The following is a 19,286-nucleotide window of genomic DNA, read 5'->3' as shown; positions in this document are numbered from 1 at the left end:
TGCACGCTAAATAGTGGCGCTGGTGCTCGGATTCGATTCTTGGGATGCATGTCACGGCATGGTCTACCCTCGCCACCTTTAGGACTGTTCGGTATCAGACCCATGCGTTGCGGCGACTGCTGCGGCGATGTCTGCGGCGACAGCGACCGGATTCTCGTGCTCCCAGAAGCGCAACACCGTCCAGCCCGCCGCGACCAGGTGAGCAGTCGTCTCCCGGTCGCGGGAGATGTTGCGGTCCAGCTTCTGTCGCCACCAATCAGCGTTGGCTTTGGGGCTGGTGGCGTGCTGCGGGCAGCCGTGCCAGAAGCAGCCGTCGAGAAAGACGGCCACCTTGGCCTTGGGGAAGGCGATGTCGATGGTTCGACGGGACATGCCGGGTACCGGCCGCTGCAGACGGTAGCGATGCCCCGATGCATGGAGCAGCCGTCGTACGGCCAGTTCGGGGTTGGTGTCTCGGCTGGCCTGGCGACTCATGCGGGCGGAGACGCCGGGTGAGGAAGGCATGACGGGCACGAGACCATTGTGCCGGCGGTGATTCCGCCGGGGTGGTGGAGAAGACGGAGCGGACGCCTGTGCGCTCCCTCGGCATGCACTCTGGGCGGGCGGTTCCCCGTCAGAAATGCCGACCCGGCTGCTGCGGGTACCCCGGGTACCCACCCACCCACGGCCCCGGCGGGGGCACGAACGGCATCGGGACCGTCGTTGCCGCGCTGGCGAGCGCCGGTTGGGCCACGTGCTTGCGCTGCCAGAGGTGGTGGAGGAGTTCCTGCTCGCGGGCGGTGAAGTCCGGGCCCGCCGTGCCGCGGTAAGCGCGTTGACGGAGGAAGGCCAGCGACGTCGCGAAGGAGATGTACTCGGCGACCGCGTGGGCCGCGGGCTTTCCGCCGTGGCGGCGGGCCACGTCGCGGGCTATGCCTCGGGCGCGCATCGAGGACAGGGCGATGGGCTCGGGCGGGGTGAGCCAGCCGGCGGCCTGGTAGGCGGGGAGGTGGGCGCGGACCGTGCGCAGCTCGTTCTGGCGGGACCAGATGGTCAGCCAGGTCAGGACGCCGAAGACCGGGACCATGAAGAGGGCGTAGACCGCGAGGAAGGCGAGGCCGCCGAGGGTGGCCGAGCCGTTCCAGACGCCGTGCAGGACCATCGCGGTCAGCAGCGCGGCGATGGGGATGACGACGCGCAGGACGGGGCGGCGGGGGCCGAAGGTCGCCGCTATGCCGAAGCCGAGGCCCGTCATCGAGGTGAAGAGCGGGTGGGCGAACGGCGACATCAGCACGCGCATGAAGAACGTGGCCACCGTCGTCGAGCCCAGCCCGGAGTGCCCGAAGCTCTGGTCGGAGGCGAAGGCGTTGCCGAGGTAGAGGATGTTCTCGGTGAAGGCGAAGCCGGTGGCGGTGAGGCCGGCGATCACGACCCCGTCGACGATGCCGTTGAAGTCGCGGCGCCGGAAGACGAAGAGCAGCAGGATCGCGGCCGCCTTGGCGCTCTCCTCCACCACCGGTGCGACGAAGGTGGCGCCCCAGGTGTCGGCGCGTTGGGCGACGTCGATGGCGCTCACGAGCCACTTCGTGGCGAAGGTGTTCGCCAGCAGGGCGACCAGGGTGGCCGCGCACGCGCCCCAGGCGAAGGCGAAGATCAGGTTCCGCCAGGGCTTGGGCTCGACGCGGTCCATCCAGCGGAACGCGGCTATGAGCAGGGGGACGGGCAGCACGGCGAGGCCGAGACCCACCAGGAAGCCCTCGGTGCCGGTCTGCTCGCGCACGAGCGCCAGGATGATCAGGCCGCACAGCGCGAGCAGCAGCATCACCGCCCCCGCGCGTACCGCCTTGTTGTCCCACAGGGCGCGGCGCGGCTTGTAGCGCCAGCCTGCCGGCGCGGGGACCGCGGCGAAGCTCGGCTGCTGTTCGTAGGCCGGCACCGGCCGGGCGTACGGCTGCTGCCCGTAGGCCGGCATGGGCCCGGGAAGCGACTGCTGAGGGGACGGGGACTCGTGCACTCGATGACCCTAACGAAGGGGTGGAGTGGGGAGCGGACGGTTTTCCGCCCGTCCGACGGCATGATCGTCTCGATCGTGCCGTTCCGTACCGTTTGGTGTTCGTGCAGGTGATCCTGCAAGTGTTCGTGCAGGTCAGGGCTGCCTGGTGCGCTTGCGCCGGCCCCGGCAGCCCCCGCTCGCCGGTACCTACGACGCCTTGCGGCGGAACAGCAGGTCGTGCACGACGTGGCCCTTGTCCAGGCCCTGGCCCTCGAACCGCGTCAGCGGACGGAACTCGGGGCGCGGGGCGAAGCCGCCGTCGGGGTGGGTGTTCTCGAAGTCGGGGCTGGCGGTGAGGACCTCGAGCATCTGCTCGGCGTACGGCTCCCAGTCGGTCGCGCAGTGCAGCAGCGCACCAGGCGCCAGACGGGTCGCGGCGAGCGCGAGGAACTCCGGCTGGATCAGACGGCGCTTGTGGTGCCGCGCCTTCGGCCACGGGTCCGGGAAGTAGACGCGGATGCCGGCGAGGGAGTCGGGGGCGAGCATCTCGCGGAGCAGGATGATCGCGTCGCCGTTCGCGACCCGGACGTTGTTCAGGCCGTTCCGCTCGGCCAGGCCGAGCAGGTTGCCCTGGCCGGGGGTGTGCACGTCGCAGGCCAGGATGCCGGTGCCGGGGTCGGCGGCCGCCATCTGGGCCGTGGCCTCGCCCATGCCGAAGCCGATCTCCAGGACCACCGGCAGGTTCGGGTCGCCGAACAGCTCGCCGAGGTCGAGGGGGCGCAGGCCGTCGATGTCCAGGCCCCACCGCGACCACAGGCGGCGCAGCGCGTCGCCCTGGCCGGTGGTCACCCGGCTGCGGCGCGGCTGGAACGAGCGGATGCGGCGTTCGTGGTGCGAGCCCGCCGGGTCGGCGGCGGGGCCGCCGGGGAACATCGGCTCGCGCCGGTCACGACCGGGCTGGACGTCGGCTTCTGGGGAGGTGAGGTTCTCGGACACAGTGGTTCGATTCTACGGGGGGTGGGGCGGACGGCGGAAAGGGTGAGGACAGGGGGGAGTCAGGGGGCGGTGGGGTCAAGGATTCTCACCGCGCGGGCCACCCGGCGGGGGCCACTGATGACCAGCCCGACGGTCAATTCTCACCCCATCGCCGCCAGCGCCCTCCGGGCTACCTCCCGGCCGATCGGCAGCGACGCCGTCGCCGCCGGAGAGGGTGCGTTCAATACGTGCACCATCCGGTGCGACTCCGCGAACAGGAAGTCGTCCACCAGCGTGCCGTCCCGCAGGACCGCCTGGGCGCGCACCCCCGCCGGGGCCGGTATCAGGTCGGCCTCGGTCACGTCCGGCAGCAGCCTGCGCACCTCGTTCGCGAAGGCGCGCTTGGACAGCGAGCGTCGCACCTCGCCCGCGCCGTACCGCCAGTGGCGGCGGGCTATGCGCCAGGACCCGGGGTAGGCCAGGGTCCCCGCCAGCTCGCCGGGGTGCACGGTCCCCCGGGCGTACCCCTCGCGGGCCAGCGCCGGGACCGCGTTCGGCCCCAGGTGGACGGTGCCGTCGATGCCGCGGGTGAGATGGACGCCGAGGAAGGGGAACGCCGGGTCCGGGACGGGATAGACCAGACCGCGCACCAGGTCGGCGCGGGACGGGGCCAGCTCGAAGTACTCACCGCGGAAGGGGACGATCCGCATGCCCGGGTCGTCGCCCGCCAGCCGGGCCACGCGGTCGCTGTAGAGGCCCGCGCAATTAACCAGCACTCGGGCGCGCAGCACCTCGTCCCCGGCCGTACGCACCGCGACCGCCCCGGGGCGCCGCCCGATGATCCGCACCTCGGCCCCGAACCGCACCGACGCCCCGGCGTCCTCCGCCAGGCCGGCGAGCCGGGCGGCCACCGCGCCGTAGTCGCACACGCCCGTCGTGCCGACGTGGATGGCGCCGATGCCGCGTACCCGCGGCTCGTACTCCGCTATCTGGGCGCGGCCCAGCTCCCGCACCGGGATGCCGTTCTCCCGGCCGCGCTGGGCCAGGGCGTGCAGCCTCGGCAGCTCCGCGTGGTCCGTGGCGACGATCAGCTTGCCGGTCACCTCGTGCGGCAGGTCGTACTCGGCGCAGAACTTCACCATCTCCGCCGCGCCCTGCACCGCGAACCGCGCCTTGAACGACCCCGGGCGGTAATAGATCCCGCTGTGGATCACTCCGCTGTTGCGCCCGGTCTGGTGCCGCGCGGGCCCGGACTCCTTCTCCAGCACGATGACCTTCGTGCCGGGCGCAGCCCGCGTGATCGCGTACGCCGTGGACAGCCCCACGATCCCGCCCCCGACCACCAGCACATCGCAGTCGTACGCCGTCACCACGTCACCTCCCCGCGCTCCCCGGAACAGCCGGCACCGGAACACTCGGCACCCCTCAGCGCCTCACCCACGGTCCCCATCATGACCTGCGCCACTGACAACGGCTCGAAACCCGAGCGGATGGGGGGCTTCACCAGCGGGGATTGCCAGGAATGCCCTTGCCTGTCCGGCGGATCTCCGGCTGCGGGCCGTGTTGCCGCCGGCGGGCACCCTGCGGGCGCGTCCTCAATCTCCCCCAGCTACCGCTGGGGGTGCCCCCAGGGGCTTGATCGGGCTGGGCTCAGCCGTTCAGCCCGCCCGGAGGACACCACCGCGCAGCGGGGAGCGGACCACAGAGCCCGCACCGCCACCGTCACGCCGGCGCCACCAGCAGCGGCCGCGCCCGCTCCCGCAGCTCGACGACCCGCGGCTCGTCCCCGTACGGCTCCAGCCGGTGCAGCAGGTCCCGTACGTACTCGGTCGTCCGCGCCGAGGAGATCCGCCCCGCGACCTCCACCGCCCGCGTGCCCGCCGCGCATGCCGCGTCCAGATTGCCCGATTCCAGCTCCGCGACCGCCGACACCACCAGCCGCAGCCCGTGCGAGCGCACGAACTCCTCCGTCGGCCGGGCCAGCGCCTGCTCGGTGAAGCGCTGGACCTGCCGGGGCATCCGCAGATCGCGGTAGCACTCGGCGGCGTCGGCCGCGAAGCGCTCCTGGGAGTGGAAGTCCAGCCAGGGCGGGTCGGCGTCGCCCGAGCGCGCCCGCTCCAGCCATCCCTCCGCGGCCTTGAGCGCGGCCGCGCAGGCCTGGGCGTCCCCCGCCTTCGCCTGGGCGCGCGCCTCGACCAGACGGAAGAAGCTCATCGTGCGGGCGGTGGCCAGACCGCGGTTGCGCTCCAGGGCCGCCTGGGCGAGGTCCACGCCCTCGTCGGCGAAGCCGCGGTACGTGGCCTGGAGGCTCATCGAGGCCAGCACATAGCCGCCCAGCGGCACGTCGGCGGCCGCGCGGGCCAGCCGCAGCGCCTGGATGTAGTAGCGCTGCGCGGCCTCCTGCTGGCCCGTGTCGAAGGCCATCCACCCGGCGAGCCGGGTCAGTTCGGCGGTGGCCCCGAACAGGGCGCGCCCCACCTCGTCGCTGTACGAACCGAGCAGCAGGGGCGCCGCGTCCACCCGCAGGCACTCGGGCACCATCGACGAACGCCAGTCACCGCCGCCGTACTTGGAGTCCCACCGGCGGGCGTCGTCCGCCGCCTCCCGCAGCTTGGCCACGTCGCTGTGGCCCACCCGCTGGGGTAAACCGCCGTCCGTGCCGCCGCCGCCGTGGCCGCCGCCCCCCGAGGTGCCGTTGCCGTTGGTGCTTCCGGTGCCGTTCGCGGACGGCTCACCGTCCTTGGCCGCGGCCGGGGCCTCGCGTGCGACCGAGGCGTCGGTGGGGGATATCAGCCAGCGGGACGCGGGCGTGGCGTACGCGCTGACGGCGAACGATCCCGCCAGGCTCTGCCAAATACCCCCTCCACCGCGCCGACCGGCGAGATCCAGCCTGTAGAGCTCCGTGGCGGAGCGCACCGCCTGGCCGACATCGCGCGGAAAGGAGAGCCCGACCTCGGGCGCGGGATCGGCGTCCGCGAGCCCGATCTCGTGCAGCGGCACCGGGCGGCCGAGCTTGCCGGCGATCGCGGCGGCGATCAGGTGCGGCGCGGCGCCCTGCGGCACCATTCCCTTGGAAACCCACCTGGCGACCGACGTCTTGTCGTAGCGAAGCGTCAATCCCCGCTGCGCACCGAGGTCGTTGACCCTGCGCGCGAGACCGGCGTTGCTGATCCCTGCGAGGGCGAGGACGGTGCCCAGCTTCTCGTTCGGCCCGCGTGGCTCCCTGGACATGCGCACCCCTCGACAACAGCGACGCCCGCCCCGGCATAGGCACGGGGCATTCGTAAACCCAGCGTAGTTCCCCGCATCCCTACCGTTAAGGGGCGTTGTCCCGGATGGCGAGATTCTGGTCCGCATGTACGTGCATTGAGGGGCACGTGCTCCGGTTGTGTGTGGCCGTGCGCCCACCCGTGCGCTCTGGTCCGGGCCATTGCGGGAGCGCTTCCATGGAACATGCGTGGGTTGGCCCGCTGTACTGGATCCAGTGGGCTGGGGGAAGCCGCCGCCTCATTCCCCGCGGGCGGCGGAACGGTCCGGGAGGCGGTCAGCGCCTCCCGGACTGTGACGTTCAGGGACGTACGGGCGGAAGCACTGCGCGAGTGCGCCCCCTTGAAGCGGACGGCCGGAGTTTGGCCTGATTCGAGCGTATGCCCGGCCGTTGAGGCTTCCGTGGCCGCGCGTGATGCCACCGGGACGGCGTACGCGTCATGGCGCCCTCGCGATACGGGGCAGTGCTAACTCCACGCGTGCGTAAGGGCGTTCCGGGCATCCACGCGTGCGTGCCGGATGTCGCCCACCCCGGCCCGCGTGCCTCGCACCGGCCCGTCGCCCCCCGCCGTGCGCCCCGGCCCGCCACGCCACCCAAGTCCGGGAAGTCGATCCCGGCCGGTGTCAGTCGCCCGTGGCAGCATGAATCCGCATGCACGCTACGAGCGAGGCTTCGGCACGCCACTTCACCCTGCTATCAGGCGAGTTGAGGGACGGAACGCGACCGATGTGTTGCCTGTTTCGATGTCGCAACCAGTGGCTCACTGTGCATGATGACTGCTGTCGGTTGTTTGTCCACAGCCTGTGGAGGCGGCAATGCGCTGGTTGGTGGGGTGGAGCAGCACCGCCGCCGGGACCGGTCCGCGCGCCGCCGCGTACTCCGGCATCGATTCCCCGGGCCTTGATCATTCCAGCCGCCCCGATCGCCCCGACGGCCCGGGTACGCCCATGGTCCACCCCGTCGGCGCCCAGCTGCTGTGGGGCGACCCCGGCCCCCTCTGGGCCGTCGGCGACTGGAGACCCGACGAGGTGCGCGTCGTCCGGGACGACCCCGCCACCCGCCTCGCCGTCCTGGGCCGCTGCGGCGCGAGTGACGAGGAGCTGCGCGTGGGCCTCCTCGCCGCCCGCGGCGGCGCCCTGAGACACCTCACCGCCTGGCCCGGCAGCTACACCGCCGTCGCCCAGGTCGGCCGGCGCGTCACCATCGCCGGGGACCTGGCCGGCGCCCGGCCCGTCTTCCACACCGCCTGGGCCGGCGGCACGGCCTACGCCACCGCCGCCCTGCCCCTCGCCGACCTCATCGAGGCACAGCTCGACGTCGGCCACCTCGCCGCACTGCTCGCCCTCCCCGACTCACCCGAAGCCCTGGGCGACAGCACCCCCTACAGAGGGGTCCGCCGCGTACCGCCCGGCCACGCGCTGATCCTGCGCGACGGCGCCCGGGACATCTCCGGCTACGAACCCATGGCCTCCCTCGCCGTCGCCGCACCCCAACTCGCCGCCGACCGAGCGGTCGAGGGCGTACGGGACGCCCTCGTCGAGGCCGTACGGACCCGGCTCGCCGCCCCTCGCCACGCACCGGAGCACGGCTTCGGAGACCTCGACCCCGGCCCCGTACCCGGCATGGGGCCCGCGCAGCGCCGCGCCGCGCGCGGCGCCCCGGCCGCCGGGATCGGCGCCGACCTCTCCGGCGGCAGCGCCTCCGCGACGCTGGCGCTGCTCGCCGCCGGGCTGCCCGGCATGCCCGGCACGCCCCCGGGCCTCGGCTCGGGCGCGGGCGAGCGGCTGCTCGCCGTGACCTTCAACGACCTCGCCGCGGAGGCCGGCCGGCCGCGTGAGGCCGAGCTCGCCCGCGCCCACGCCATCGCCGCCAACCCCCGGCTCCGCCACGTCGTCGTCGCGGCGGGCACGGAAGCCCTCCCGTACGCCGACCTGAGCAGCGGCCCGCTCACCGACGAACCCGGCCCCGCCCTCGTCACCGCCGAGCGGCACCGGCACCGGCTGGCGGCGGGCAGCGCGGACCACCTCGTCGGCCACGGCGCCCGCCAGGTGCTGGACGCGCACCCCGCCCGCCTGGCCGATCTGCTGATGGACCGGCGGCGGCGCCACCTCCTGAGACCCGTCTCGGCCCTCGCACGCGCCGACGGGTCCACCGCGCAGTCCCTCTTCGTGCCCTTCACCGTCTACCGCGCCGCCCGCCGACTGGCCCGCACGTCCTACCGCGAAGGCCTGGAGGAGCTCGCCGGCCGTCTGCTCCGCCCCGGCTTCGCCGGGTCGCACCAGGCCGACGAGGCGGCCACGGGAGGCGCCGTCGGTGCCGTCGACGCCTCACTGGCCGCCCTCACCTGGTGCCGGCCCGGGCCCGCCGCGCGCTGGCTCACGGGCGAGGCCCTCGCCGAAGTATCGGTTCGCCTCCAGGCCGCCGCGGTCCGGCCGACAGGACTCATGCAACGCCCCGGCGAACGCCGCGCCGCCGCCGCACTCGCCCGCCACGCGGCCGACCACCGCGTCTTCGAACAGGCCGCGGAGATCCGCAGCCAGCGCCTCCACGCCCCCTTCCTCGACAACCAGGTCGTACGGGCCTGCCGCGCGCTCCCCGAGGCCCTCCGCGTCCAGCCGGGGGCACGCGCCTCGGTCCTGCGCGCCGTCCTCGCGGGCTCCGGCGTCCGCGAACTGCCCCCGGGGTGGGGCGCCACCTCCCACGCCGCCCACGCGGCGGCGGCACGGGCGGGACTCCGGGCGTCCGTGGAGCCGCTGATGGAGCTCTTCGCCGCGCCCCTGCTCGCCGACGCCGGGCTGATCGAGGCCAGGGTCGTACGGGCCGCACTCCACGCGGCGGCCGAAGGCGAAGCACTGCCGCTGGACGGCCTGGCGGAGCTGGTCTCGACGGAGATCTGGCTGCGCCGCCTGCTCGCGCGGCGCGGCACCTGCTGGACGGGATCGGCGGCGCCCCGGCAGCGGGCGGTGGCGGGCGGCGTGGTGCCGAGACCGAGCCTGTGAGGGGCGGACCCGGCCGCCCTGGCGGACCGGGCAGGGCCCGAGCAGACGTGTCGGTACGGACCGACCGGTCCGACGCCCGGCCGCTTCGGGGCTGAACGCACACAGGTGACCAGCCGGTCTCCGTAGTGGCTTTCCGCAGTGGCTTCCGTGGCGGGCCGGCGCTTGGCCGTCGCGCCGTGCGCTGCCGCGCCGACCCGCGCCGGGAACCGCCGGATCCACCCGGGCGGTACCTACGGCTGCGCCGTCCCCGCACCGCCTGCCGCGGGTACCGCCGCCTGCGGCTATGCGCAGCTGATACCGGCCTGCGCCCAGTCCGCGACCGCCACCCGGTCGCCGGGGGACTGCGGTTGGACGACCAGCCGGATGGTCCGGTGGCCCGACAGCGGCGCGTGGACCGGCACCGCCGCCTCCCCACCCCGCACCACGCCCGAACTCCACAGCCGCAGGCCGTCCGCGTAGACGGAGAACCGGACCGCGCCGAGACCGAGGGTCATGTCGTCCACGCCCACCATGGCGTCGTAGGACGTACAGGAACGGTTCAGGTCGATGGTCACCGACGATGCCGCGTGCACGCTCACGCCGTGGCGGTACGTCGTGCCGCCGATCCGCATCCCGTAGCGCTGCCACAGCCAGCTGCTCTCCAGGAGCCGCACCTCCGGCTTCGTACCGTCGCCGACACCGCGGTAGGCGAGCTGATTGACCTGGTAGACGGCCGGGGGGAGGGGCGCCGGGGCGGGCTCCGACGGTGGCGGAGGGGTGGGGGAGGGCCGCGGTGGAGGACTGGGCGCGGGAGACGGCCGTTTCGGCTCCGGCGACGGCGGCGGGGCCGAGGGCGGCGTCGGTGCGGGGACCACGGGCTTCGGGGGAGCGGCCAGGGGCTTCGGGTCCGGCGGCGGAGGCGAGGACGGGGAGGGCGACGGCGTAGGTGTCGGCTGCGGAGCGGGTGACACCGGGGCGGCCGATGCCTTGGCGCGGGGCTTCTCCGGTGGCTCGGGGGAACTGCCCGTCAGGGCGTACGTGACCACGGCACCCGCCGCGGCCACCGCCCCGGCGGCGATGCCGATCTTCGCGGGCACGCCCAGCCCCTCGCTCGCGGCCGCACCCCCCGCGCCGGAACCCGCCGCACCCCCGCTCGCGGCGGTCGCGACCCCCGCACCCGCGGCCGTACCGGCCCCGGCGGCACCCACCGCCAGCCCGGCGATGGCCTTGACCGTGTACCCGGCGGCGAACCACCCGATGACCGCGACCGGCAGCAGCGTGTGCAGCCGTTCGTTGACGTCCGCGACCTCCAGCGCCGCCGTACGGCAGTTCGCGCAGTCCTCCAGATGTTTGCGCAGCCCCCGCTCGGCCCGCAGCCGAAGGCCCCCGCGCGCATACGCGCCGAGCCGGTCCGCGTACCGGGCGCAGTCGCCGCCCGAGGTCAGCTGCGTGCTCACGTGGGCCTGCAGATAGGCCTGCTTCAAGCCCTCGCGCGCCCGGTGGGCGAGCACCGCCGTCGCGTTGGCGGTCAGCCCGAGCAGCGGAGCTACCTGGCTCGGCGACTCCTCCTCGACCGTGGTGTGCCACAGCACCGTCTGCCAGCGCGCCGGCAGGCTGCGGAACGCCTGCACGGCCATGGACTCCTCGGCCTCGCGCATGGCCCGCACATCCGCGCCCAGGTCGAGCGTGTCGTCGTCCGAGGCCCTGGACGCCCGGACCGCCGACGAGGCGAAGACCGCGAAGTCCTCGACCAACTGCTCCCGCTTGGCCGTCTTCCCCCAGGCCGCGGCGACCCGCCGGACGGTGGTCAGCAGATACGCGCGCACCGCCGTGTCCGGGCCCGCGCCGCCCCGGACCGCCTGCAACGTGCTGGTGAAGACCTCGTTGGTGAGGTCCTCGGCGGTGTGGTCGTCACGGCAGCAACTGCGGGCGTACCGGCGGATCGCGTCCGCGTGCCGGCGGTACAGCTCCTCGTACGCGCCACTGTCACCGGCGCGCATCCGCGCCACCAACTCGGTGTCCGACGGAGGGGCGGCACCGTCGCCGTCCGATGCGCCGCGCCCCTCGAAACCGCCTCCGGAACCTCCCCCGGGGCCGGAGCCGCCCGCCGAACCATCGCCCGAAGCACCGCCGACGGAGGCATCACGACGATCGGCGTCACGGTCGGCGCCACCCTGCCCGCCATCCCGCCCGGCAGCGCCACGACGTCCGCCACCGAGTCCCGGAACGCCACGAGAAGGGGCCCTGTGCGAGGGGGCTCCACGAGACCGGCCGCGAGAGGAGCGGATGCCAGATCGCCCGTCCGGGCTGGAGGCGTCCAGGTGGGAAGCCTCCCGACGGGGAGCAGCCGGGCTGGAAGCGTCCGGGCTGGAAGCAGCAGGGCCGGAAGCAGTAGGGCCGGAACCACCCTGCCTGGGGACCGACGGATCGGCGGCGGCCGGACCAGGAGCGGACCGGCCGACAGCGGACGGACCGCGTTGGCTGGGCACATGACGCGCCGGAAGCGCACCCGCATGCTCGTCCCCGCGAGGATCGTCCCGCCCGTCAACGCCCATAGCGGAGGCTCCCGTACACGCAGGCACACCCGAACATCGGGCCAGCGTGGCACAGAGCACACCGCAACGACCCCACCCGGACCGGCAACCACTCGTCCGGGGCGAGTTCGCACACAGGACCACTCGCCGTCACCCGAACGAGGAAGCCTTTCCGAACATCCCCCACCCGTTCGGGCGTACGCCCGAGCCAAGAACCGCAAGAGGCGCGGAAGCCGCAAGAACTGGACGCCAGCCCGAACGGACTGCCCGCCCTTCCCCGCAATGACCCGACCGAGGCCGGATCCTCAACGGCTGTCGGGACCTACGGCCCCGGGCCGACCCGGACAGGCGCCGACCCGGAAACCGGAGAACTAACCGACGGCCGGACGGGACCGGAGACCCTCCAGCAGGATGTCCAGCAGCCGCGAGGACGCCGCGGCCTGCTGAGCCGCGTCCGGCAGCGAAGGAGCTGCCGTGGCTATGACCAGCAGGACGTCCGCGACCGTCACATCCGCCCGCAGCTCACCCGCCGCCCGCGCCCGGTCGACCAGTCGGCCGACGACCTCCAGCAGCGCCGCCGCACCCGAGTCCTCGCGGTCCTCGACCACCACGGGCCGCTGCTCGACCAGCCGCAGCTCGTGCAACTGGCCCCCGGTGGCGCCCGGCTGACGCTGCTGCGGGACCCGCGCCGTCGGCTCCTCGGAGTCCACGTCGACGCCGACCCGCAGCACCTGCGGCGGCAGCAGCCGCCCGGCGCCCGAGGCCACCGACGTGCGCAGGAACCGGGACAGCGCCGACCACGGCTCGTCCTCCTGGCCCAGCGCCGTCCGCGCCTGCTCGGTCAGCCGCGCCGTCTCCTCCTCGGCTATCCGCCGTACGAGGACGTCCTTGCTGGGGAAGCGGCGGTAGACCGTCCCCACACCCACCCGGGCCCGGCGCGCCACGTCCTCCATCGGCGCCCCGTACCCCAGCTCGCCGAAGACCTCGCGAGCCGCTCGCAGAACATGTTCGAGATTGCGCTGAGCATCCACACGCAGCGGCGTGTTGCGGCCACCATTGCCGTCCGGCGTCGCGACAGCAGCCGACCAATGAGAGCTCTGAATGTGCATAAGACTTCCCCCGGTTATGACGTCTCCCCCCGGAGACTCCCCGCCCTGACTGCCGGGGCACGTCTCGACACCCCGACGGAGTACGAACATAGTTGAGCCCCGGTCAAGAAAGAAGGGGGTAGTTCCGCACAGGCCACCCCCATTTGGAGTACGGCCCCCATCCCCGTCGATTCTGCACCACTGCGGCACCCCACCGCATCCCCCCTGACCTGGGGACTTTCCCCACGGAATGCGCCACTCCCCCTGGAGGGATCAGCTCCGCGGCCGGTCACACAATTCGCCGGGCCTGTGGACAAACTCCCGTCGGCAGTGCGTCATGGGAGGAGCTGTGCTCGGCCGGGGGGACCCGGCACCCCGGCCGGACGACCCTCGGGCCGGGCCACACGCGAGGAGGGGCCTTGGTGAAGGAACCGGCGCGCATTCTGGTTGTCGGCGGCGGCTACGTAGGGATGTACACCGCGCTGCGCCTCCAGCGGAAGCTCAAACGGGACGAGGCGACGGTCATGGTGATCGACCCCGAGCCCTACATGACCTACCAGCCGTTCCTCCCCGAAGCCGCGGCCGGCTCCATCTCGCCGCGGCACGTCGTGGTCCCCCTGCGCCGCACCCTGCCCAAATGCCAGGTCGTCGTCGGCGAGGTCACCTCCATCGACCACGCGAAGCGCACCGCGACGATCAAGACGCTCGCCACCCACGAGGAGGGCACCGGAGCCGTCGAAGTCCACTACGAGGAGCTGATCCTCGCCCCGGGCTCCGTCTCCCGCACCCTCCCGGTCCCCGGCCTCGCCGAGTTCGGCATCGGCTTCAAGACCGTCGAGGAAGCCATCGGTCTGCGCAACCACGTGCTCGAACAGCTGGACATCGCCTCCTCCACCCGCGACCCCGCGGTCCGCGACGCCGCCCTGACCTTCGTCTTCGTCGGCGGCGGCTACGCGGGCGTGGAAGCGCTCGCCGAGCTGGAGGACATGGCCCGCTACGCCGCCCGGTACTACCACAACCTCGAGCCCGACGACCTGAAGTTCATCCTGGTCGAGGCCACCGGCCGGATCCTCCCCGAAGTCGGCGAGGAGATGGGCAAGTACGCCGTCCGCGAGCTACGCGCCCGCAACATCGACGTCCGCCTCGACACCCGCCTCGACTCCTGCGAACACCGCGTCGCCCAGCTCAGCGACGGCTCCCGCTTCCCCACCCGCACCCTCGTGTGGACCGCCGGCGTCAAGCCGCACCCGATCCTCGCCGCCACCGACCTGCCCCTCAACGAGCGCGGCCGCCTCAAGTGCACCGCCGCCCTCCAGGTGGACGGCGCCGAACACGCCTGGGCCGCGGGCGACGCGGCCGCCGTCCCGGACCTCACCGCCGAGAAACCCGGCACCGAGTGCGCGCCCAACGCCCAGCACGCCGTCCGCCAGGCCAAGGTCCTCGCCCGCAACGTGCTCGCCTCCCTGCGCGGCGAACCGCTCCTGGAATACCGGCACAAGTACGTCGGCTCCGTGGCCTCCCTGGGCCTCCACAAGGGCGTCGCCCACGTCTACGGCAAGAAGCTCAAGGGCTACCCCGCCTGGTTCATGCACCGCGCCTACCACCTCAGCCGGGTCCCCACCTTCAACCGCAAGGCGCGTGTCCTCGCCGAATGGACCCTCGCGGGCCTCTTCAAACGCGAGATCGTCTCGCTCGGCTCGCTGGAACACCCCCGTGCCGAATTCGAACTCGCCGCGGGCACCGGACGCCATCCGGAGGCGAGTTGAGGCGCGCCGCACGGCCCCGCACGGCACCGGGAACTCCCCCTCGGGGCGCGACGTCTCACGGATGTCAGTCCGGTCGGCCACACTGGTCATGTGACCATGGGTGGGCTCGTACCTGCGAAGAGTGACAAGCGTGAGGATTCGGACGTTTGCTGCCTTACCTCGGGGGCCGGCCCCCGCACCGCCAACCGCAGCCCCGTGCCGGGCGCGCGGCTCAGCCAGCGGCTGAGCCGCAGGACGCCGCCGAGCCGGCCGAGCTGGTCCGGAACGACTCCGCGAGGTAATCCTCAGTGAACTTCACCCGCTGGAGCGCCCGGCTCCCCGGAACGCAGCGCCGAGCCGCAGCGCGCACCGACCGCACCGCCGCACCCTCGTCGACCACGGCCGCCACGACCGGCGGCGCCGTGCCCGCCGCCCGCGTCGAGACCACCCCGGCCGGCGCACCCGCGCCCGACAGCCCCGTCCCCACCCTCGACGGGCTCTCCGTCCACGACATCCTCGGCCAGGTCCCGGCCCTCGTCGCCCTCGTGCACGGCCCCGACCACCGCATTGCCTACGTCAACACCGCCTACGCAGCCCTCTTCGGCCCCCGCACCACGGGCGCACCCGCCCGCGAGGCCCTCCCCGAGCTGGCCGAGCTCGGCCTGCTCCCCCTCATGGACCAAGTCCTGCGCAGCGGCAAACCCCGTACGGTCAAGTCCCGCCGCGTCTCCGCCGACGGCACCGTCAACCCCGCCGCCGAGGCGCCCACGCCCACCGACGCCGACCCGGACCCCGCCACCCGTCCCCGGCACGGCTACTACACGTTCACCTGCTCCCCGATCGAAATCGGCACCCGCGACGCCGCCCACGGCCCCGACGGCACGGAAGCCACCCAGCCGGGCGTCCTCGTCTTCGCCGCCGACGTCACCGACCAGGTCGAGGCCGCCGAGCGGCTGCGCGCCAGCGAGCGCCAGCAGCGCGAGGCCGCCGTCACCCTCCAGCGCAGCCTGCTCCCCCAGGAGCTCGAACAGCCCGACGACCTCCGCGTCGCCGCCACCTACCAACCCGGCGGCAAGGACGCCGCCGTCGGCGGCGACTGGTACGACGTCATCACCCTCGGCGCCGGGCGCACCGCCCTCGTCATCGGAGACGTCATGGGCCGCGGCGTCCGCGCCGCCGCCGTCATGGGCCAGCTCCGCACGGCCGTCCGGGCCTACGCCCGCCTCGACCTGCCACCCCACGAGGTCCTGCAACTGCTCGACGGCCTCGCCACCGAAATCGACCCCAGCCAGATCGCCACCTGCGTCTACGCCGTCCACGACCCCAACGAGGGCCGGCTCGTCTACGCCTCCGCCGGGCACCTCCCCATCCTCGTCCGCGACCCCGACGGCACCGTCCGCCGCGCCGCCGAGCCCACCGGCCCCCCGCTGGGCACCGGCGGCTGGCTGCACACCTCGGGCACCGTGCCCCTCGGCCCCGGCTCCAGCGCCGTCCTCTATACGGACGGCCTCGTCGAGCGGCGCGACGAAGACATCTACGACGGCGTCGAAGCCCTGGAGCGCGCCTTCTCCGGCGCCACCGGCTCACCCCAGGTCATGTGCGACCGGCTCATCCGTGCCCTCGGAGTGACCGCCGACCACGACGACGACGTCGCCGTCCTCGTCCTCCAGCACCCAGCCCGAACGGGCCACGACGCCGAGCTCTTCCACAACGCCGCGCTGGAGCTGCTCGGCGGCGTCGAGGCCGCGCCACGCGCGCGTGCCTTCGCCTCGGGCGTCCTGGCCAGTTGGCGCTTCCCCACCGAGCTGCGCGACCTGGGCGTCCTGGCCGCGAGCGAGCTCGTCGCCAATTCCCTCCAGCACGGCACACCCCCGATGCGGCTGCGCATGCGCCGCACCGACCGCCGGCTGATCATCGAGGTCACCGACGGCGACGACCACCTCCCGCGCCGCCGCCGGGCCGAGCCCGCCGACGAAGCGGGCCGCGGGATCTCGATCGTCGCCACCATCGCCTCCTCCTGGGGCTCCCGCCGCACACCCGGCGGCGGCAAGGCCGTCTGGTGCGAGTTCGCCCTCCCCGCCGGACACACGTCATGACCAGCGGAGCGGATCCGACCGACAGCCGGGCACGACAAAGCGCCTGCGGCCCCTGGAACGTCGAGTTCCGGGGCCACAGGCGCGGTGCGAACGAATGAGCCCTACGCGGACACGGCCACCCGCTCCGGCGCGTCGGCGCCCTTGGCGACCTCGCCGGCCGCAGCGCCCTCGGGCGCCTTGGAGCGCGCGACGATGATCCCCCGCAAGGGGTTGTCCTGTGCCGGGGTGAGCCGACGGCCCAGCCGCAGCGCCAGGACGCTGATGCCCAGCGAGCACACGACCAGCATCGCTATATAGGTGACGTACATCCCCGCACCGGCCATCAGACCGCCCACGGCCGGGCCCACCGCCAGCGCCAACTGCTTCACCAGAGCGAAGGCCGAGTTGTACTGACCGACCAGCCGCCCCGGCGCCAGGTCCGCCACCAGCGGAGCCATCGTCGGCGACAGCATCGACTCCCCTATACCGAAGAGCGCGTACGTCGAGATCAGCAGCGCGGTGGCGACACCGTGCGCCCCGGGCACGAGCCCGGAGACCCCGGCCATGACCCAGGCCACGGTCCAGATGACGCCGACCAGCGCGATGACCCGGCTGCGCCGCTTCCCCTCGACCATCTTGAGCACGACGAACTGCGCGAGCACGATGGCCGCCGTGTTCGCCGCGAGGGCGATACCCAGCGTCGCCGGAGAGATCCGGGTGACCTCCACCGCGAAGGCGGCGAGCCCCGACTCGAACTGTCCGTAGCAGGCGAAGAACATCACGAAGCCCAGCACGCACAGCTGGACCATCGCCCGGTCCTTGAGCAGGGTCCGCCAGCCGCCCTTGGCCGCCGCGTCGGTCGGCACGGCGCCCTCGACCTTGGGAGCCTTCGGCAGCCGCACGGTCGCCACCACGGCACCCAGCACCAGGAACATCACCGACTCGATCGCGAAGAGCCGCACAAAGCTCGACGGGTCCGACGTGTCCACGAGCTGCCCGCCCAGCAGACCACCGACACCGAGGCCGAGGTTGTTCAGGAAGAACTGCGTCGCGAAGGCCCGCGACCGGGTGGTCGGCGTCGAACACCAGACGATCATCGTGGCCAGCGCGGGCTGGATCGCCGCGATGCCCGCACCGAGCGCTGCGGCAGCGGCGACGACGAACGGCTCACTGTTCGCGAGGCCGAGCCCCATCGATCCGACGGCGGCGGAGACCGTACCGGCGACGACCACAGGCAGCGGACCCCGTCGGTCGATGACCCGACCGACGAAGGGCAGCACGACAAGCGCGGCCACGGCGAACGTCGCGAGCACGATGCCTGCCGTGCTCGCGCCGAGGTTCCGCACCTGAGACACATAGATGAACAGGAACGGGACGGTAAAGCCGCTGCCGAACGCACTCAACGCGTTCCCCAGCTGGATCCGGCGCAGCGCTGCGCCCATCGCGGTGGTCACACTCACCTACCTAGGTCGAGAGAACGGAGCCCGCTGGCAGCAGCCCACGGGGTCCGAAGGAGTAAGGGGTTCAAGAGGTACTGACTTGGTGCTGACTGGTTCTGCCGAAGCAGAGGAGTCCGAGGCGGAGAGTCCAGCCCTGAAGACTTCAACTCTAAACTTCGAAGCTAAACAGTACACATCAAAGGTCTTTAACGGCAAGCCCTCGTGTCATACTGCGGCTCATGCCTGACACCTCCGGCGCCCCCGAGCCGAGCCTCGACGAACAGATCGCCGCCTACCAGCGCGAGTTCCAGGACCTGGATCCGCAGGTGGAGAAGGTCGTCTCCGCACTCAGTCGGCTCAACCGGCGCATGAGCGTCGCGTACGGGCGCCAGACCGCCGAGCTCGGCATCAGCAACGCGGAGTGGGAGGTCCTCAAGGCCCTCGTACTCGCCGGCGACCCCTACCGCATGGGCCCCGGCGACCTCGCCAAGCGCCTCGGCCTCACCCCGGCCGCGATGACCCACCGGATCGACCGGATGGTCTCGGAAGGCCTCGTCACCCGTGAGCGTGACGAGAACAACCGCGTCCGCGTCATCGTCGGCATCACGGAAGAGGGACGCGGCAAGTGGCTGGAGGCCATGCGCAGGGCCACTGTTTTCGAGGAGGACCTGCTCCAGGACCTCTCCGGCGAGGAGCGCGGCCAGCTCGGCGAGATGCTGACCCGGCTGCTCCGCCGCGTGGAAGAGGCCCAGCCGGATGCCGGCGGCCGCCTCAGCGACCTCGACTGAGCCCCGGCTGAGAGGCCCTACGGGAGGCGCCCGTACCGGGGTTGACACGGGTCAGGGCGATACGTAATGTTCTCCGGGTTGCCGCGGGGCCGTAACGGTTCTGCGACAGCCACTCACGCCGCACCGGCGGCAATCTCTACTGCACGGCCCTTGAACGGGAACGATTTCGGCATGCCGAAATTCGTGACTCGGCTCCGATTAGGAGCCGCGGGGGAAATCCGCTAAAGTAGTGATCACGCCGGAAGGCGCGAAACACCCCGCTCCAACAGGGGGCCGGAAACGAAATCCGAACCGGAAACGGAACGGAAAACGGATCTGGTAAGGTTGGAAACACGAAATACCGAAGGGAAGCGCCCGGAGGAAAGCCCGAGAGGGTGAGTACAAAGGAAGCGTCCGTTCCTTGAGAACTCAACAGCGTGCCAAA

At 72.8% G+C, this 19,286-nt stretch carries 12 protein-coding genes; 4 read left to right on the top strand and 8 right to left on the bottom strand.

The genetic code is table 11. From position 1 onward, the window contains the following. Positions 1-78: 78 nt before the first annotated feature. From FHS38_RS17555 to FHS38_RS17535, 5 genes are all read right to left on the bottom strand, one after another. Complete coding sequence (locus FHS38_RS17555) at positions 79-504, bottom strand: very short patch repair endonuclease (protein WP_229822709.1); 426 nt, start codon at positions 502-504, stop codon at positions 79-81. 109 nt (positions 505-613) lie between these two features. Continuing rightward, positions 614-1,951 carry a PrsW family intramembrane metalloprotease gene (locus FHS38_RS17550; protein ID WP_184735028.1) on the bottom strand — a complete coding sequence of 446 codons (1,338 nt, stop codon included), beginning with the start codon at positions 1,949-1,951 and terminating at the stop codon, positions 614-616. Between the two features lie 228 nt (positions 1,952-2,179). Continuing rightward, positions 2,180-2,905 (bottom strand): tRNA (guanosine(46)-N7)-methyltransferase TrmB, encoded by a 726-nt coding sequence (trmB, locus tag FHS38_RS17545; RefSeq protein WP_221495123.1) that lies wholly within the window; start codon positions 2,903-2,905, stop codon positions 2,180-2,182. A 203-nt stretch (positions 2,906-3,108) separates the two neighbouring features. Further along, positions 3,109-4,317, bottom strand: a complete 1,209-nt coding sequence (lhgD, locus tag FHS38_RS17540) for an L-2-hydroxyglutarate dehydrogenase (RefSeq protein WP_184735026.1) — start codon at positions 4,315-4,317, stop codon at positions 3,109-3,111. A gap of 352 nt (positions 4,318-4,669) precedes the next feature. Beyond that, complete coding sequence (locus FHS38_RS17535) at positions 4,670-6,178, bottom strand: NsdA family TPR-like regulatory protein (RefSeq protein ID WP_184734524.1); 1,509 nt, start codon at positions 6,176-6,178, stop codon at positions 4,670-4,672. Between the two features lie 852 nt (positions 6,179-7,030). Here FHS38_RS17535 and FHS38_RS17530 point away from each other — a divergent pair. Beyond that, positions 7,031-9,214 (top strand): asparagine synthase-related protein, encoded by a 2,184-nt coding sequence (locus tag FHS38_RS17530; protein ID WP_184734523.1) that lies wholly within the window; start codon positions 7,031-7,033, stop codon positions 9,212-9,214. A gap of 281 nt (positions 9,215-9,495) precedes the next feature. Here FHS38_RS17530 and FHS38_RS17525 read toward each other — a convergent pair whose 3' ends face one another. Together FHS38_RS17525 and FHS38_RS17520 are read right to left on the bottom strand one after the other, a co-directional pair. Further along, on the bottom strand, positions 9,496-11,193 hold the full coding sequence (locus FHS38_RS17525) for a sigma-70 family RNA polymerase sigma factor (RefSeq protein ID WP_373301844.1): 1,698 nt from the start codon (positions 11,191-11,193) through the stop codon (positions 9,496-9,498). A 905-nt stretch (positions 11,194-12,098) separates the two neighbouring features. After that, positions 12,099-12,836, bottom strand: a complete 738-nt coding sequence (locus FHS38_RS17520; protein ID WP_184734521.1) for a TetR/AcrR family transcriptional regulator — start codon at positions 12,834-12,836, stop codon at positions 12,099-12,101. Between the two features lie 401 nt (positions 12,837-13,237). On the opposite strand from FHS38_RS17520, the gene FHS38_RS17515 reads away from it, so the two are divergent. Next, positions 13,238-14,581: an NAD(P)/FAD-dependent oxidoreductase gene (locus tag FHS38_RS17515; RefSeq protein WP_184735024.1), complete on the top strand. Its 1,344-nt coding sequence runs from the start codon at positions 13,238-13,240 to the stop codon at positions 14,579-14,581. Positions 14,582-14,868: 287 nt separating this feature from the next. After that, positions 14,869-16,656 carry an ATP-binding SpoIIE family protein phosphatase gene (locus FHS38_RS17510; RefSeq protein ID WP_184734520.1) on the top strand — a complete coding sequence of 596 codons (1,788 nt, stop codon included), beginning with the start codon at positions 14,869-14,871 and terminating at the stop codon, positions 16,654-16,656. Between the two features lie 101 nt (positions 16,657-16,757). Here FHS38_RS17510 and FHS38_RS17505 read toward each other — a convergent pair whose 3' ends face one another. Beyond that, positions 16,758-18,089 carry an MFS transporter gene (locus FHS38_RS17505; protein WP_184734519.1) on the bottom strand — a complete coding sequence of 444 codons (1,332 nt, stop codon included), beginning with the start codon at positions 18,087-18,089 and terminating at the stop codon, positions 16,758-16,760. Positions 18,090-18,313: 224 nt separating this feature from the next. Here FHS38_RS17505 and FHS38_RS17500 point away from each other — a divergent pair, with 224 nt between their 5' ends. Next, positions 18,314-18,862 (top strand): MarR family winged helix-turn-helix transcriptional regulator, encoded by a 549-nt coding sequence (locus FHS38_RS17500; RefSeq protein WP_184734518.1) that lies wholly within the window; start codon positions 18,314-18,316, stop codon positions 18,860-18,862. The last annotated feature ends 424 nt before the right edge of the window (positions 18,863-19,286 follow it).

This window comes from Streptomyces netropsis (assembly GCF_014203545.1).
Lineage (GTDB): Bacteria > Actinomycetota > Actinomycetes > Streptomycetales > Streptomycetaceae > Streptomyces > Streptomyces netropsis.
The sequence above is the reverse complement of the archived record's forward strand: the minus strand, read 5'-3'. Positions and strand labels throughout refer to the sequence as shown.